Annotated in this window: 19 protein-coding genes and 1 pseudogene; 4 read left to right on the top strand and 16 right to left on the bottom strand. The window is 38.0% G+C overall.

From position 1 onward, the window contains the following. Nucleotides 1–127 precede the first annotated feature (127 nt). The 9 genes and pseudogenes from E0E32_RS13090 to E0E32_RS13055 form a co-directional block, all read right to left on the bottom strand. Complete coding sequence (locus E0E32_RS13090) at nt 128–748, bottom strand: LysE family transporter (RefSeq protein ID WP_130859924.1); 621 nt, start codon at nt 746–748, stop codon at nt 128–130. 70 nt (nt 749–818) lie between these two features. Next, a pseudogene (locus E0E32_RS22830) lies at nt 819–1,013 on the bottom strand (DUF2000 family protein); the annotation flags it as partial. Between the two features lie 28 nt (nt 1,014–1,041). Beyond that, nucleotides 1,042–1,143, bottom strand: a complete 102-nt coding sequence (locus tag E0E32_RS22635; protein ID WP_165445031.1) for a DUF2000 domain-containing protein — start codon at nt 1,141–1,143, stop codon at nt 1,042–1,044. Beyond that, on the bottom strand, nt 1,140–1,973 hold the full coding sequence (locus E0E32_RS13080) for a helix-turn-helix domain-containing protein (protein WP_130859922.1): 834 nt from the start codon (nt 1,971–1,973) through the stop codon (nt 1,140–1,142). Before E0E32_RS13080 ends, E0E32_RS22635 begins: the two co-directional genes overlap by 4 nt. A 134-nt stretch (nt 1,974–2,107) precedes the next feature. After that, nucleotides 2,108–2,662 carry a GNAT family N-acetyltransferase gene (locus tag E0E32_RS13075; protein WP_130859921.1) on the bottom strand — a complete coding sequence of 185 codons (555 nt, stop codon included), beginning with the start codon at nt 2,660–2,662 and terminating at the stop codon, nt 2,108–2,110. Nucleotides 2,663–2,667: 5 nt separating this feature from the next. Next, nucleotides 2,668–3,297, bottom strand: coding sequence for a TetR family transcriptional regulator (locus E0E32_RS13070; protein ID WP_130859920.1), 630 nt, complete (start codon nt 3,295–3,297; stop codon nt 2,668–2,670). A 193-nt stretch (nt 3,298–3,490) separates the two neighbouring features. Further along, complete coding sequence (gene sufU / locus E0E32_RS13065) at nt 3,491–3,946, bottom strand: Fe-S cluster assembly sulfur transfer protein SufU (protein ID WP_130859919.1); 456 nt, start codon at nt 3,944–3,946, stop codon at nt 3,491–3,493. Nucleotides 3,947–4,090: 144 nt separating this feature from the next. Then, on the bottom strand, nt 4,091–4,477 hold the full coding sequence (locus tag E0E32_RS13060; RefSeq protein ID WP_130859918.1) for a (2Fe-2S) ferredoxin domain-containing protein: 387 nt from the start codon (nt 4,475–4,477) through the stop codon (nt 4,091–4,093). A 157-nt stretch (nt 4,478–4,634) separates the two neighbouring features. After that, a complete protein-coding gene (locus E0E32_RS13055) occupies nt 4,635–4,718 on the bottom strand; it encodes a GTP-binding protein (RefSeq protein WP_207302293.1) in 84 nt (27 codons plus the stop codon). Between the two features lie 430 nt (nt 4,719–5,148). On the opposite strand from E0E32_RS13055, the gene E0E32_RS13050 reads away from it, so the two are divergent. Further along, nucleotides 5,149–5,439, top strand: coding sequence for a sensor histidine kinase (locus E0E32_RS13050; RefSeq protein ID WP_130859917.1), 291 nt, complete (start codon nt 5,149–5,151; stop codon nt 5,437–5,439). Nucleotides 5,440–5,514: 75 nt separating this feature from the next. Here E0E32_RS13050 and E0E32_RS13045 read toward each other — a convergent pair whose 3' ends face one another. The 5 genes from E0E32_RS13045 to E0E32_RS13025 form a co-directional block, all read right to left on the bottom strand. Then, nucleotides 5,515–5,799 (bottom strand): hypothetical protein, encoded by a 285-nt coding sequence (locus E0E32_RS13045; RefSeq protein ID WP_066193404.1) that lies wholly within the window; start codon nt 5,797–5,799, stop codon nt 5,515–5,517. A 29-nt stretch (nt 5,800–5,828) separates the two neighbouring features. Continuing rightward, nucleotides 5,829–7,847, bottom strand: coding sequence for an FtsX-like permease family protein (locus E0E32_RS13040; protein WP_130859916.1), 2,019 nt, complete (start codon nt 7,845–7,847; stop codon nt 5,829–5,831). Continuing rightward, nucleotides 7,840–8,607, bottom strand: a complete 768-nt coding sequence (locus tag E0E32_RS13035; RefSeq protein ID WP_130859915.1) for an ABC transporter ATP-binding protein — start codon at nt 8,605–8,607, stop codon at nt 7,840–7,842. Before E0E32_RS13035 ends, E0E32_RS13040 begins: the two co-directional genes overlap by 8 nt. A gap of 121 nt (nt 8,608–8,728) precedes the next feature. Next, nucleotides 8,729–9,715 (bottom strand): sensor histidine kinase, encoded by a 987-nt coding sequence (locus E0E32_RS13030; protein ID WP_066193395.1) that lies wholly within the window; start codon nt 9,713–9,715, stop codon nt 8,729–8,731. 1 nt (nt 9,716) lies between these two features. After that, nucleotides 9,717–10,388: a response regulator transcription factor gene (locus tag E0E32_RS13025; RefSeq protein ID WP_066193393.1), complete on the bottom strand. Its 672-nt coding sequence runs from the start codon at nt 10,386–10,388 to the stop codon at nt 9,717–9,719. Nucleotides 10,389–10,797: 409 nt separating this feature from the next. Between E0E32_RS13025 and E0E32_RS13020 the strand changes: the two genes are divergently transcribed. Next, a complete protein-coding gene (locus E0E32_RS13020) occupies nt 10,798–11,193 on the top strand; it encodes a RidA family protein (RefSeq protein ID WP_066193391.1) in 396 nt (131 codons plus the stop codon). A gap of 185 nt (nt 11,194–11,378) precedes the next feature. Here the strand turns inward: E0E32_RS13020 and E0E32_RS13015 are convergent, their stop codons facing one another. Together E0E32_RS13015 and E0E32_RS13010 are read right to left on the bottom strand one after the other, a co-directional pair. After that, nucleotides 11,379–12,362, bottom strand: coding sequence for an aldo/keto reductase (locus E0E32_RS13015; protein ID WP_066193389.1), 984 nt, complete (start codon nt 12,360–12,362; stop codon nt 11,379–11,381). A gap of 277 nt (nt 12,363–12,639) precedes the next feature. Continuing rightward, the gene (locus E0E32_RS13010; RefSeq protein ID WP_130859914.1) at nt 12,640–13,896 is read right to left on the bottom strand and encodes an ATP-grasp domain-containing protein; all 1,257 of its coding nucleotides are present in this window, start codon (nt 13,894–13,896) and stop codon (nt 12,640–12,642) included. A 235-nt stretch (nt 13,897–14,131) separates the two neighbouring features. Between E0E32_RS13010 and E0E32_RS13005 the strand changes: the two genes are divergently transcribed. Continuing rightward, nucleotides 14,132–14,854, top strand: a complete 723-nt coding sequence (locus tag E0E32_RS13005) for a dihydrofolate reductase family protein (protein WP_130859913.1) — start codon at nt 14,132–14,134, stop codon at nt 14,852–14,854. Between the two features lie 107 nt (nt 14,855–14,961). Further along, nucleotides 14,962–15,600, top strand: coding sequence for an NAD(P)H-binding protein (locus E0E32_RS13000; protein WP_130859912.1), 639 nt, complete (start codon nt 14,962–14,964; stop codon nt 15,598–15,600). Nucleotides 15,601–15,692 lie beyond the last annotated feature (92 nt).

The following is a 15,692-nucleotide window of genomic DNA, read 5'->3' as shown; positions in this document are numbered from 1 at the left end:
ATTATTAACATGGGAACTTGGTTTAGGAGAACACAAAAAGACAAACAAAAAAGATACCAATCTAGAAAAAGTTGGTATCTTTTTTAACTGCCACGTCTGTTACTTTTCATCGTTGGCCTGATAGACATCAAACAATCATTTTCACACCAAAGCCCATCAATAGCACTCCAGTACATTTTTGAAAAAACTTTTGGAATACGGGTTTCTTGAACCATTTTTTCATCACATCCAAGAAATAGACCAGAATAAAAAACCAGCCGGCTGCTATCAATGTAAGAATGAAACCTAGTATTATCAATTGTTGATTTGTATTCCCATTTACATGGATAAACTGCGGCATGAAAGTAACATATACCAAAACCGTTTTCGGATTCAATACATTACTCACTGCCCCCTGAAAAAACGAATCTTTTACATAAGCATGGGTAGATTTTTTGTTGTGATCCGGCACGCTATCCATGGAAAAAGTACTTTTCGTAAAAAAAGCCCGGAGTCCTAAATAAATCAGATATGCGGCCCCTAGATACTTAATAACATGGAACAGAAAGACAGATCGGGCAATAACAACAGCCAAACCGAATACCGCAATCATCGTCCAAAAAATTAGCCCTGAAGCTATCCCCAGCGTGGTATAATAGCCAGCCTTGGAGCCATGAGCCATCGTGTTTTTCATCACCAATACCGTATCTGTGCCAGGTAGCATCGACATCATCAGCGCCATCAACATATATGCTGCTAAATGGTCCATCCGCTCTCCCCCTTCCTACTATCTTAATAAAGCAAGACTGCCAGTTAATTGATTGATCTTTTTTCTCTTCGCCATATATACCTAGACCATAGTACAGGTAATCTGTTTTATCCATTGCCTGAAGCTTCTTTATGTATTCGTCATACGTTGGATAGCTTTGGACCGCATTGGAAAAATCAACAACCGTTAGATTCGTAAATTCCTCTATCAGCAATTTGATGGAAGCTCGGCGTTTTCTGTCAAGGTGTTTTGACAATGCCTGCATGCTTTACACCAGACTGATCACGGATAGGTTAGCTCACAATTTCAGGTGCATCTAGAATAGCTGCTGTATTCACGATCAATCCTAACGGAAGATTTCCATCCATAACAAGTACCGTTTTCATTTTCTTCATTTACTAGATCTCTCCTTTGCTTCAAACGTCTTCATATATTGTTTAGGTGTCAATCCAATCATACTTTTGAAACATTTGGTCAGATGACTCTGATCACTAAATCCCGTTGCATAAGCTGTTTCAATTGGCTTAATGCCTTGTTCTAACCGTTTTTTTGCATGGTTCACCCTATTGGTTTGCAAATAACTGTACGGAGATATTCCTTTGTTTCTAGTGAAAGATCTCAATAAATGATATTTGCTCCATCCTATTAAATCACTTAACTCTTGTAATGAAATTTTCTGGTTATAATGCACATCCATATAATCACTTATTTCTTGAATTTGATGAGAAGACTCCGGAACTGTGGTCGGAATAGGCATGTCCGAGTTTGTTTTCATTAGTTCTTCTATTACATATAAAAATAATTCTTCTTTTTCAAATGCATCCTCTCCCTGCCCTATTTTCAAATGTAATTCCTTCAAATTAGATACCACTTCACTTTGATAAAGCACATTAGCTTGAAAATGCGGTAAATTATCTTCACCATTTATATCAAAAACGGCCTTTTTCATTGTTTCTATCTTGATATTGATACAACGATAATCTAATGTTTTTCCATCGATTTGCTCACAACTATGGGTATCGTATGGATTAAAAATAAGTACATCTCCTGCGTTAATAATAAATTCTTTTCCTTGGCAGATAAGATGCCGCTCTCCTTCCTCCATAAAACCAATCACATAATAATCATGAAAGTGTGCTAGGAACTTTTGCGTGATCCCTTTAAATCGATAGGCTTCTAAATTCAAATCAGGGTCCAAGTAAATCGTTCGAGTTGTATCTGACATCCCTTGCTCTCCTCTCAACCTGCTTTATCTTTTTCTAAGATAACAAGTATTCTTTGTGGTTTCTTGTATGATATTGCGATTGGATATAAAAAAGGCATTACTTCATCACGAAAGTAATGCCTTTTTCCTCATCATTACTTGTTCATTCCTCGTTTTTGCTCAAAGTATTCCGTTTGAAGCAATCCCATATGAATGATATCATGCCATTCGCCATTTCTAAACAGGCTTTGTCTACTGGTTCCTTCTGGTTGAAAACCAATTTTCGTATACAAATGAATGGCTCGATCATTAAACGAAAATACTTTAAGGGAAACGCGATGAAGATTCATTTCATAGAAAACGTAATCTAACAGTAACCGCAATGCTTCTGAACCATAGCCTTTGCCCCAATATTCCTTTTCCCCGATATCTATAATACATTCCGCATTTCTATTCTCATAATCGATATGGATTAAAGATACAATACCGATGGGGATTTCGTCTTCTTTTTCCATCATGATATAACTTTTGGCTGAAGTGGATCCCAAGATAACTTGATCGACAAATTTCTGCGTTGCTGCCATCGGATAAACATCTATGGATGGATTGGTCGTGTACATCACTTCCATGTCGTTTCTCCATTTGTGATACACCGTTACATCACCCTCTGTCATCTTTCTCAGCTGCACTCTGGATGATTCAAACAACAATAGCCTCACTCCTTGTTCACAGATTTCGGATTAACTACTATTTCTAAAGTAAAAAGCAAAACCTCTAATTGTTCCTTTACTTTTGTTTGGTCATACCCAAGATGATACGTATCTAACATTAAACCGTTGATAAAAGATATCAAATACCGCGCAATGGAGCGTGTAGATTGTTGAGGATTTAATTCGCCTTTTCGTTTTCCTTCATCTAATACAGTTGCTATAGCCTCCGTTATTCGATTGTAACGTTCCGAAATATAAGGGGAATTATCTTTATTCTTTGCATCATTAGATGACAGAAAGAACTCTGCTCTTGCTTGAAGCAATGTTTGATCAATGTGCTCTATGTAGGATCGCTGTTCATCAAGCCAGCTTTTTAATTGTTGCCATACGGACTCCCCTGCTGCAGACACAAAAGCTGGCATATCTTTTTCGTCATCATAGCGCAATACTTCGAGAAAAACGTGTTCCCTATTATCAAAGTAACTATACAATGCCCCTCTTGAGATGCCAGCTTTATTCATAATATCCTGCATCGATGTGTGAATAAAACCCTGCTCGATAAACACCTGCTTCGCTATCTCTACCAGTTCCTTTTTTCTTTCCCTTTTATATTCGGCACTAACTTTTGGCGCCATAAAACCACCTCCAATTTGAATGATATAAAACTATACAGTGTTGTCGTTTTATGGTATCCATTATAAACGACACTAGTGTATAGTTTCAAGAAAGACGCACTTGAAAAAATCGTCATCACAAAAAAACTCCCCACAAAAGTGAGGAGAAAACCATGATATTCATGTTGTCATTTGATATTCAAAGTTTTGGGTCTTATTTTGGATGACATGTACCAACATCGTACCCGGCTGTATCTTCCAAGGCTTTGTCTAAAGCCTGCCAAGTCATTAACGCACAATTATGCCTTGCTTTTAAAGCGTGAACTCCTTGCAGCGATAAGCTGTCACCCAATTCTTCATTACCTGATGCTTTAGCATGACGAATTAAATCTTCCATTTTATCTCTTAGTATAGCAATCTCTTTTAATGATTTATTTTCGATCAATTCGGTCATCATGGACGCAGAAGCCATACTAATACTGCATCCTTCACCAAGAAAAGCAGCTTTTCTTACTTTATCCGAATCCACATCTAAAAATAAAGACATCACATCACCGCACGTCGGATTCTTATAATGTACTTTTACGATATTTTCTCCTTCTAATTCCTCAAAATTTCTCTTATATTTATAGTGATCCATAATCACTTTGCGATATATGTTATCAAGCATTGTAAGCTCCCCCCTCTTATTAGAAAAACACGGAAAAGATTGGACGTTATCCCTTTTCACTGTCTCCTTTATGGTGGGTGATGTCCTGATAGCTCTTATCACTATCGTATCTGATATTTGTTTTCTAGTAATACGAATGTTCTGTCACTTCGATACTCTACGTACTCTTTCTTTATCTTTCGAGATTTCTGCATAAATCCCTTCCACACGTTCCAAACTTTGGTCGCCAAAGGTATGGCTCACTTTTTTTGTGTAATCTTCATTGATAAGAAGAGACTGAATAAAGGGTGTCGTATCTTTTGGTTGCAGATCCTTGTACCATGTCCCTTTCGGATAGTCGATCACCACACACTTATCAAGACATCTACCATTGCACTTTGTCCGTGTTGTATGAATAATATCATCTAGATCACGATCTGTAATTTCTTTTCGAATGGCTTGTGTTAGTTCCTCAGCCCCCTTCTTATTACAAGTGCTCCCATTACAAATAAGGAGGTGATGCTCCATATTATTTAAATCCCATGTTGTCATTATCATTTACCCCCAAACATTATAAAAATGACTGCTTAGCCTATTATTTCTCCTTCTTCTTTTATTATTTTCCTATTTCTTTTGCATTTCTAATCATTGAAAACACACTTACCTAGTGATAGGTTTCCAGGAAAGCAGCGCACCATAGAATGATTGTTCATATTAACAGCGTAGTTTTTCCTGCCCCTAGGTAACCAGTCAAAATGGTAACAGGTATTTTTTTAGATTGTAGAAAGCTCATCTTTTTTCCCTCACTTCTATAAATTTTATTGTTTTCTTTCCTTTTATGAAACGTTGTTGCTGTGTTTTCAAAGAAATGAACACGATTATCCGAATGTGTTCAAGAATGGATAAATCCTTCTTTGTTTCTTCCCATTTTTCTAACTCCATGCATGAAATAGCTGAAAAGATAATCCGTTGAGATCCTAACTCAGACCATGAAGGCTGTGATACCTCCATGTTTCTTCTGTTTGTGTGTTGATTACTGCCAAGTTTCCTCTTCCTTTCTCCGTACACTACAGTTACGGTTGAAACCATCATAATCTACAGACATTCATTAAATCGTAATTATTACGATTCGAAATCATTATATTAAACTTCAGCAGTAAAAGTCAACCATTATTTGGTATCTTTTATTAAAGGAATTGTGAAGCAAATGGAGAAAATGCCAGATGCTAAACAGCAAGCATAATCCAGCTAACACTAGCGTCCGAATCAAACTACAGCAAACAACAGACAGCATTCATATTACCATACAGGATGATGGAATTGGCATGAGTCAAGAAACTGTCGACCGTTTATTTGATCGCTATTTCCGGGGAACTAATTCTGCCGAGGGTAATGCGGGAACTGGCCTGGGAATGGCCATTGCCAAACAAATTATCTTGGCTCATCATGGAGATATTACGATCAAAAGCAAGCCAAATATCGGAACAGAGTGTCGTATTGTTTTACCACGCTGATCTCTTTGAATCATAAGGAAAACCGGACAAAAAACAGTCCGGTTCTTTATCATGGAAATGACATTGAATACTCCGTTACCCCTCCCTTCGCTTATTCATACGGTAACGGGAGGCAAAGTAAATCCCCAGCAAAAGAAGTGTTGGGATATTTTGAGCAATTAGCATATACGTTTTCATACCGAAGGACATATCAGCAAAGATATCTGATTGTAAAAACATATATAGGAAGTAGCCCAAAGATACTAGCGGGAAAAGAAGCCCCATTAATCGATTCTTTCTAGTCGATAAGAAAAATTGAACCCCTAAAATAACCATCCCGCCAACAAAAATAAGCAGTAACTCGAATAGACTCAAATGCATACAGCATCACCCCCCTCTTATGACATCATTTATTGAACTATCTTGTAATAAACCCGAGCCGTTATCCGGTAAACAATCACATAAGCAATCAAGAAAACCAAAAAAGCGAGAAGCAGACCAACGGGAAATAAATTCACTTGATTGATCATCACTAGAATCATCAATTTTCTCATCAGAAGATAAAGTGCTAAAATATGGATTCCTGTTACGATCACAGGTAAGAAAAACACAGTCAAAATCTGAGATTTGATTGCTTTTTTAATTTCTGATTGATTCAGACCAATTTTTTGTAAGATGGAAAAGCGCTCTTGATCATCATACGCCTCCGATGTCTGTTTATAGTAAATAATCAGTACCGTCATTAACAACAGTAAGATCGCTAAATTCAAGACGATAAACAACACACCACTTCGGAGAGCTTGTAGATCACTCGCTGCTTCTGTTCTGGTATCTACGACAACAATGTCCATACCTGCTTGTTCCATGTTAGATCGCAGCTGGTCGCCAAATGCTATTTCTTGTTGCTCATTGATCCCTTGTTCTAAATGGATTTGTGTAGACACATTCGTGCCCGCAGCATATTCCTCCAATATTTCTTGTTGCTGCTGGTCAATTTGTCGAAGAACAGCTACATTTTCGACAATGATATAATAGGTAGCCCCAATGGCACTTGTCGTTTCACTGCCCATTGAGAACTCTTCCATATTTCCCATGACATTGGCAGTAAATTGATAATCCATCAGTGAAAGAGTTTCGTTTGGATATTCATCATTCGTCCCATGTATATACACTTCATTTTCATCAAGCGATATATGATCGCCTGTTAACTGATTGTAATTATCCTGATCCGTGAAATATAAACCGACTGTACGCTGATTCCCTAACATCGAATAAGCATCTTTGGTGACTTCAAAACCATCGTCTGTAGCTATCGTCTGAAAAGTAAGATAGAGATTAGTGGATGACCCGGTAACTGTTTGATTCGTTTCCGTAGCGGTTTGATCAATGAGTTCATTGAGATCTGCTTTTATTTCTTCCCCCGTGTCCGCTACATCTTCTGATAACCTTACCTCTGAAATGACATTGCCAGAATATTGTGAATCGCCATCCCCCTCCGATATAATATATAAGGAAACAGCAATCGAAAGTAATAAAATAACACCCACAGATAAAACCGTAATGTTTCCAAGCCCTACCGCATTCTTTTTCATCCGATAGATCATACCGGAAACCGGAATAAAATGGTTGGTCTGATAATAATAATTTTTATTGTTTTTTAAGATTTTGAGTACGGCAATACTTCCCGTCGTAAATAAGAGGTAAGTACCTGCAATAATTACGACTGCTGCTAGCAAGACATAAGGCATGCCTTGAATGGGAGATTGTAAGGTTAACGCAATATAATATCCCCAACCCGTTAGTAGTACACCGAGAATGGAAAGAAAAATTTTGGTTTTCGGCTCTTTTTCTCCAACATTTCCGCTTTTCAGCAGATCTATCGGATGAGCTAAGCGAATTTGATAGACATTCCCCATTAAAATCATTAGAAAAATGATGGTAAAGAAGCTTAGTGTCCATATAACGGCTCCAGAAGAAAATTCAAATCCAAGCGCTACATTCGCCCCCATCATTTGGCGAATCAATAGTACGCATACTTTATTCAGGATTGTGCCGGCAATTAACCCTACGATCATACTGCATACACCAATATAAAATGTTTCGTAAGCAAGCATTTTCGTGATATGCTTTTTATCCATACCCAAAATGTTGTAGACGCCAAATTCCCTTTTCCTATCTTTCATTAAAAAACTATTCATATAAAAAAGAAAAATAGTGGAAAAGATAAGCAAGACAAAATATCCCATGGACAAAATAGTTTGTAAGTTAGCTCCGCCTGGAATATCCGCAAGTCCCGGGTTGGTGGATAATGCCTGGATAATATACGTCATCATGATCGTACTAATACAAGAAATGATAAAAGGTAAATACATTTTGCTATTTTTGCGAATACTGTCTGCCGCCATTTTCAAATAAAAGCCATTACGCATTGCTATCCTCCCCCGTAGCTAACATTGTTAACGTATGAGAGATTTTTTGGAACATTTCCTCATTTGATGTCTCCCCTTTATACAACTCATGAAATACATTGCCGTCTTTGATAAACAATACTCGTTTGGCATGGCTGGCAGCTCGAATGCTATGAGTTACCATGAGAATCGTCTGACCTTCCGCATTAATTTGTTCGAATTGTTCCAATAAGTCATCAGAAGATTTTGAATCCAGTGCACCAGTTGGCTCATCTGCCAAGATTAATTCCGGATTCGCAATTAATGCTCTGGCAACAGCTGCTCTTTGCTTCTGACCGCCAGATATCTCATAGGGAAATTTGGCTAAGATATTCTCAATACCAAGTTTCTTTGCTATCGGCATTAGTTTTTGTTCCATTTCTTTATGCTTTTTTCCAGCTAGCACCAAGGGAACAAAGATATTATCTTGAATGGAAAACGTATCTAACAGGTTAAAATCCTGAAAGACAAATCCCAAATGATTACGCCGAAATGCAGAAATTTCGTTTTCGGGTATGTGCACCATATTTTTTCGATTTAATATTACATTGCCTCGTGTTGGTTTATCCAATGCCGCAAGAATATTTAATAGCGTTGTTTTACCAGAACCCGATTCACCCATAATAGCGATATAATCCCCGGAATCAACGCTGAATGAAACATCAGATAATGCCTCTACTTGATTCCCTCCAAATCTTGTTGTATAAACTTTTCCTAAATGTTGAACTTGTAACAGTGTCATACTAGTCTCCTTTCTTTGAGCAACTATCTTGTTGCTACTTATACGATAGCAAAAAAGAGAAATGCCATTCTACCGTTCGATCTGACATTTCTCCTTTGTTTCTAACGTTTTTGTTAGATAGCTATTCGATTGTTATTTGCCCAGGATCAAACAGAATGGAAACCTTCGTACCTTTATCCACTTCTGATTCTATTTCGATCTTATGCCCGAGTTTCGCTAGAATTTGCTTGGAAAGATGAAGTCCAATACCACTGGCACTTTTATGCTGGCGGCCGGTAAAACCGGTGAAATTCTTTTCGCCTACACGCGGTATATCTTCTGGACGAATCCCGATGCCAGTATCCTCTATCACTATTGCATGTTCTTCCCAATAAATTGAAATAACTCCTTTATTGGTGTATTTCAAGGCATTAGATAATAGTTGTTCTAATACAAAGCCCAACCATTTTGAATCCGTGATCACACGTTGATCTACCCCATCATAACGGACAGGCAGTCTTTTTCGAATAAAGAGGGAGGCATACTTCTTGAGTGTGTCTCGAATCATTGTATCCAAGTCTATCTTATGGAACTGATAATCAGTAGATGAACTGCCTAACCGTACATACTGTAGGAGGAGTTCCACATATTGTTCCACTTTGAATAACTGATCCCTCATTTCAGCAGAAACTTCCCTGTCTTCTTCTTGGAGAATTAAATGAAGCGCGGAAATTGGTACCTTTATTTGGTGTACCCACATCGTAAAATAGTCTAATATTTCCTGTTCGTTTTGCGCTTTCGTATGTTCAAGCTGAGAAAGTGCAGTCGTTAATTCTTTTAGTATTGCCTGGTAGTCAGCCTCTATTACGTTTTCCGGCTTCGGTAATTGCTCTATATCCAGATGTGGTTGTCTAGGGAGAACTTCCAATTCCTTATGTTTCGTGTAATAGTTATAGAAATGGAAACACCCCGCAATCATTCCAATAAAGCCACACACCACCAGCCATAACATAGAACGTTCCATCGGCAGTTGATATAAAAAGCTGGTGAGAACATGGATTAAACCAAACAATAGCCATAAACCAATCGGTCGTTTATAATCATTTATATAGGTTAATAAGATTTTCATGTTAACTCTCAATGATATACCCTTCCCCTTTTTTTGTCGTAATATAATGCTCCAACCCCATGTGATGCAATTTCTTTCTCAATCGATTGATATTGGTATATAATGCGCTATCATCGACAAAACTGTCAGACTCCCACAGAGCCATCATTAACGCATCCCGTTTGATAATTTTCCCTCTATTTTCTAATAGTTTTTGAAATATTTTTGCTTCATTCTTGGTTAATTCTTCTGTTTTATCCGCAAAGGAAATCGTAAAATTATTCACATTAAAAATTAACCCTTGATGTTCCATTAAATGACTATCTCCACTAAAGTCATATGTCCGGCGGAGAATCGCTTGAATCTTTGCCATCAACACCTCCAAATCAAATGGTTTAGTAATGTAGTCATCCGCTCCCATTTCAACCGCCCTGACAATGTTCAAATTATCTACAGCGGAAGAAATGAAAATAATCGGTACTTTGGATACCTTGCGTATTTCGCCACACCAGTAATAGCCATTGAAAAAAGGAAGCGAAATATCCATAAGTACTAGTTGCGGATCTAAGGCAATGAATTCGGAGAGGACATGCTGAAAATCCTCTGTCACCGTACCTTCGTATCCCCATTTTTCTACATGTTCTTTCATCTTTTGAGCAATGACGGAATCATCTTCTACGATAAATAGTTTCATTTTATCAACCTTTTTTATTATGATTGTACAGAGTTTATCCTACTATTGCATCTAATATGATGCTTTTTAACAGGGTGCACGTAAAGAATAAGCTCGGGCCTTCACAACAAATCTTCTTATGATATCATTAGGCAGCGTGCTACTTTGATCGATACTGCGTTGGACAGGAATGTTGCGGTTTGTTAGAATTATATTTGATTTAATCGATCTATCTTGATGGAATGGTTAAGAAACGTAAATAGATTACTTCACAGACGGAGGGAAAGGAGTGTTCTAGTCATGAAGAAAAAAATACTGCTATTTTTATCGATGGGCTATGGATACTCTACTGCTGTTTTCTTTTAGATTTCAACAAATTGGTGGAGTCTGTCTTCTTTCAGCAGAAATAATAATAAGTGAGGTAAATACTATGCAAAAAATTACGAGAAGCAATCCAACCTTTATGCCTAAACCGGTAGGTAACTACAGCCATGTTACAAGGGTACCCAAAGGTGCTGGTTTGGTCGTGACATCAGGTCAGGTCGGAATAGATGAAGAGGCTCATATTCCCTCCCATTTAAACGAACAGGTGAGCTATACGTTTGTCAACATGAGTAAGGTGCTGGCCTCCGAAGGTTTGACGGAGGACAACGTAATAAAAGTGAACATTTGGGCAACCGAGGAAATAGACTGGGATCATTTTTACACCGAATGGGATAAGCTATTCGAAACAGCCTACCCTTCCATGACCGTTGCCTATATTACTGCATTAGGATGGCCTGAATTGAAAATAGAAATCGAGCTTTGGTGTGCAGACGTTTCATAAACTAGTGTGAGGTCCATTACTATCATTACATTGTAACCAATCGTTAACGTCATCAGATTCATCATAAAAATTGAGTATATTATTTACAAACAAGCACCCAAAACTAGCGATTTATAAACACTCGTTTTGGGTGCTTGTTATCGTATTCCTTTACTTAAAAAGTTTCAGCTGTGATTTTGGAGTTTTCAAAGAGCTCCAACTACGGGATGAGGAATATACAATTCTTCCAAATATGCTAACTCCTCCGGTGTTAACTGAATGTCCAGCGCAGCTACAGAACTTTCAATATGACTTTCTTTTTGAGCGCCAATGATAGGAGAAACCACCTGATCCTGATGAAGAAGCCACGCTAAGGCAATTTTATCTCTAGTCGTTTGGTGCCTATTTGCAAGCTCCTTTACGCGTTCTACGATCCCAGAATCTGATTCCATCATTGCATCATACTTGGATTGCTGAACCTCATCTGTTTCAGAGCGGAAGGTCGTGTCTGACCAGTCACGAGTTAATCGACCAGAAGCAAGCGGGCTATAAGGCGTTAATGCTATTTTTTCATCCTGGCAGAAAGGAATCATTTCTCGTTCTTCTTCCCGATAGATCAAATTATAATGGTTTTGCATCGATGCAAATTTTGTCCATCCATTACGCTCCGCCACTCGTTGCGCTTTTTGAAACTGCCAAGCATACATGGCGCTAGCCCCAATATAGCGTGCCTTTCCTGATTTCACTACGTCATGAAGAGCTTCCATCGTTTCTTCAATTGGTGTATCATAATCCCAACGATGAGTAATATACAGATCGACATAATCTGTTCCCAATCGTTCTAAACTATGATCTATCTCTGTCATAATGGCTTTTCGGGATAAACCTCTGCTATTCGGTTGATTAGGACGCATCGACATGTAAACCTTGGTTGCAAGAACGATATCGTCTCGTTTGGCATAATCTTTCAACGCCCGACCAAGAATTTTTTCGCTTTCTCCCATGGAATAAATATTAGCTGTATCAAAGAAATTAATGCCTAAATCAATTGCTTTCTTAATGACAGGGCGACTCTTTTCCTCATTTAACACCCATTTATGAATCCATTTATCAGGGTCTCCAAACCCCATTGCTCCTAAACAGATACGTGATACATCTAAACCGGTATTTCCGAACTTTACATATTCCATTACATATCCTCCTCCAAATGTAGAATTGTTATTTGCAATATTCTATTAATAAATAATACTATTAAAAGATACATTAGAAGTCCAATAAAGAAATCATATATTAACGCATGACTTGGTTAAGAACAAGCACCTGACACTGGGAAGTTCTTAATCAAAGCCCCACAGTTGACTGCTGTCACCATCTAATGAAAGGTCCAAGAGTGATCACCTACACCAACACTTTTCTTAAGCATTGCATTGTGCGACTCTCCTTACTATTTCTCCTTCAAATCATCCGTCATTGTTCATTTATCTTGTACTCTAATTTGCTTTCTAATCTATCTATTTTTTTCTTCACTTCTTCGTACCCTTTTCCTCTAATAATCGCTGTTGCCAAGTAGCTTGATTCAAAATCTTCAGGAGGCAGGACCACTTCCTCATTGATTTGTCTTACAGGAATAATCAAGATAACATCCTCATCTTCCATGACATCATCCAAGCCACGTATATCTGTAACAACACCTTCCTGATCAGCTAATACTTCATAATGACATACACTATGGGTGCTGATTGTATCAAAGTCTGGCCAGCTGTCTTTAATACTTTCCCCAACTGCAACCTTAATAATGAACTCTAAATAAGAAATACCTGAAGCATTCTCCATAACATGAGAAGCAATGAACCCACCAGCCGGTCGAGCTGCCACTTCAATCAATTTGAAGCCATCTGTAGTCACCCTGCCTTCCAAATGAAAAGAACAATGGTTAAATCCCAGTGTTTTCACAACCGTTTCCGCGCTTTTCTTTATCTCGTTAACGGTCGCCTCATCCTTCTCAGATGGGAAAATCTCCATATAGTCTAAAGAATATTCTTCCGAAACTAAATTATCAGCCACCCCGGTAATATATACGTTATGATCCTGCACCACGCCATCAACAGATACTTCGGCGCCATCCAAATACTCTTCGTAAATATATTCATTAGGGTAGTAGGTATAAATTTTATCGTCATCCGGAGAAGTGGAGTTAATCATTACTTCATACGCTTCATGAATATCCGTATCGGCCTCAATTTTAAAAATCCCTTTACTTCCCGCTGCCCCGACTGGTTTAAAAATTCCTGGTGTACCAATTTCATCAACCGCTTGCTTCCAATCATCCAACGACAAGACTCGCTTGAATTTTGGACAAATCCCTTCCACCTCTCTTAATGCATCTCGCATGAAATATTTATTTCTTGCCCTTTTAGCTGCTTCTGTACTAATGGTAGGCAGCCTTAATTCAGCCCCAATCTTTGCTACTAGTTCCACATCTTTTTCCGACCAAGTTAGTACACCGGCCACTGCATGTTTTTTCGCATAGATAACACTTGCTTTAACCGAAGCTTTCATGTCATACGTGTTAACTAAGATTAAATCATCAATCAGTCCTTCATCTAATCCTGGATCAACATCTGCCAGTAAAGCGATTCTATACCCCATTTTTTTTGCCGTATAAATAGGTTTCAACCGCTCTACTTTGTAATTTCGAATATTTACATACAATAAAGTCTTCAATATAAATCCTCCCTATAAAATGAATGGTCAATATCTTCCTTTGAATCATTCCATGACTATTAGAAACGTTGTGTAAAATATCGGTACTACCACTTGATAATAAAGTTTACCGATTAGAGTGAACTCTAGGTCAAGTGATTCGTATATAAAATGTTAGCTAAGGCTTTCTAGTTGACATAGAGTGCACTCTATCCTTTATATTAAAAAGAAATAAAGGAAAAAGGAGTTTTTCAAAATGAAGAAACCTTATATCTTTTGCCATATGATTGTGTCCATTGACGGAAAAATTGATGGAACACATAAGGCATTACCGGAAAGAAAGTCAAGTGCTGATTTCTTTTATAATGTTGCCTTTGGAGAAGACTCACACTATGATATGCAAGCTTGGCTTTCTGGACGTACCACAACAGACGAGGCCTTTACTAAATATAAAGAACCTGATGTAGACAAGAGCGCCGCTCCTGTACCAGAGGGTGATTTCATCGTTGAAACAGATTTACCAAAATATTATGTTTCCGTAGATCCATCTGGAAAGCTTGCTTGGGACAATAATACGTTAAAGTATCGAGACACGAAAGCGCATGTCATTGAGGTACTAACAGAAAAAGCAAGTAATGAATACAAAGCGATGTTGCGAAAGTTAAATATTTCTTATGTTATTGCAGGAAAGGACGCACTCGATTACGAAGTTCTCATGGAAAAGCTAAGTGATTTATTCCATATTGAAACCTTGATGCTTGGTGGCGGTGCTGTGCTTAACTGGTCTTTTGTACAAGCTGGATTATGTGATGAAGTGAGTGTTGTTATGGCCCCGTTTGCTGATGGTTCTGCTTCCGCTGCCTCTCTATTTGAAACAAAAGAGGGATTGTCAACGGATACCCCTGTTTCGTTTGACTTAGATCATGTGGAAAGTAAGGAAGATGGCACGGTTTGGTTACGTTATAAAGTAAAAAATTAATCCTGTTATATCCAATAGTCTGTCACTATGCTTTCTGTATCTTCGGATTCAGAAAGCATTTTTGACATACGTATACGGATGCAGGAAATGAAAGGAGTCTTTAACCAATGAAAATATTAATTTTAGGAGCTGCAGGACAAATTGGCCGCATGCTGACGGAAAGACTGTTGGCTGAAACAGACCATCAACTGATTCTATATGCACGTAATGCTGTTCGGCGCTTGCATATCCAGGAACCCTACAGAGAGAAAATTGTCTCAGGAGATTTCGAGGATACAGCGACTTTGGCACAAGCCATGCAAGATGTTGATTTGGTTTTCTTGAATGATATGACTTATCCAGAACCAACTCAAAACATTATAGAAGTAATGAAACAGGAGAAGAAATCCTGGATTATTTGCGCAAGTGTGCTAGGTATTTACGATGAAGTAGTAGGTGAATTTGGTAAATGGAATGTTCGAATGGTTGGTCAAAGGGCTGTTAATCGTCATAAAGAATCTGCTAGAATAGTGGAAACTTCAGGACTGCATTATACGCTCTTAAGACTAACCTGGTTATACAATCAAAAAGGAAACGAAAACTATGAAATTTCTCAAAAGGGGGAACCCTTTACCGGTGCACAAGTGACGCGCGAAGCCGTTGTGCGATTGATTATGGATATTCTTTCGGACCCGGAAAAATATCGAAACAACAGTTTAGGTGTAGTGGAACCAAATACTAATTGGTCCAAACCTTCTTTTTATTAAGTGTAGAAGTGATTGAAATCATTCATTTTGATCCCTGCTATGTTGAACGATTCTTGTAAGTGTCTGCTTACTTATCCAGCGGGCACTTTTTT

It is taken from the genome of Gracilibacillus phocaeensis, assembly GCF_900626275.1.
In the GTDB taxonomy this organism is placed as follows: domain Bacteria; phylum Bacillota; class Bacilli; order Bacillales; family Amphibacillaceae; genus Gracilibacillus; species Gracilibacillus timonensis.
This window is presented reverse-complemented; position numbering and strand designations above follow the sequence as displayed.

Coding starts and splice junctions, on each gene's coding strand:
- E0E32_RS13090 (WP_130859924.1), bottom strand. CDS start 748: ATGGACCATTTAGCAGCATATATGTTGATGGCGCTGATGATGTCGATG.
- E0E32_RS22635 (WP_165445031.1), bottom strand. CDS start 1,143: ATGAAGAAAATGAAAACGGTACTTGTTATGGATGGAAATCTTCCGTTA.
- E0E32_RS13080 (WP_130859922.1), bottom strand. CDS start 1,973: ATGTCAGATACAACTCGAACGATTTACTTGGACCCTGATTTGAATTTA.
- E0E32_RS13070 (WP_130859920.1), bottom strand. CDS start 3,297: ATGGCGCCAAAAGTTAGTGCCGAATATAAAAGGGAAAGAAAAAAGGAA.
- sufU (WP_130859919.1), bottom strand. CDS start 3,946: ATGCTTGATAACATATATCGCAAAGTGATTATGGATCACTATAAATAT.
- E0E32_RS13060 (WP_130859918.1), bottom strand. CDS start 4,477: ATGACAACATGGGATTTAAATAATATGGAGCATCACCTCCTTATTTGT.
- E0E32_RS13055 (WP_207302293.1), bottom strand. CDS start 4,718: ATGAGCTTTCTACAATCTAAAAAAATACCTGTTACCATTTTGACTGGT.
- E0E32_RS13050 (WP_130859917.1), top strand. CDS start 5,149: ATGCTAAACAGCAAGCATAATCCAGCTAACACTAGCGTCCGAATCAAA.
- E0E32_RS13045 (WP_066193404.1), bottom strand. CDS start 5,799: ATGCATTTGAGTCTATTCGAGTTACTGCTTATTTTTGTTGGCGGGATG.
- E0E32_RS13040 (WP_130859916.1), bottom strand. CDS start 7,847: ATGCGTAATGGCTTTTATTTGAAAATGGCGGCAGACAGTATTCGCAAA.
- E0E32_RS13035 (WP_130859915.1), bottom strand. CDS start 8,607: ATGACACTGTTACAAGTTCAACATTTAGGAAAAGTTTATACAACAAGA.
- E0E32_RS13030 (WP_066193395.1), bottom strand. CDS start 9,715: ATGAAAATCTTATTAACCTATATAAATGATTATAAACGACCGATTGGT.
- E0E32_RS13025 (WP_066193393.1), bottom strand. CDS start 10,388: ATGAAACTATTTATCGTAGAAGATGATTCCGTCATTGCTCAAAAGATG.
- E0E32_RS13020 (WP_066193391.1), top strand. CDS start 10,798: ATGCAAAAAATTACGAGAAGCAATCCAACCTTTATGCCTAAACCGGTA.
- E0E32_RS13015 (WP_066193389.1), bottom strand. CDS start 12,362: ATGGAATATGTAAAGTTCGGAAATACCGGTTTAGATGTATCACGTATC.
- E0E32_RS13005 (WP_130859913.1), top strand. CDS start 14,132: ATGAAGAAACCTTATATCTTTTGCCATATGATTGTGTCCATTGACGGA.
- E0E32_RS13000 (WP_130859912.1), top strand. CDS start 14,962: ATGAAAATATTAATTTTAGGAGCTGCAGGACAAATTGGCCGCATGCTG.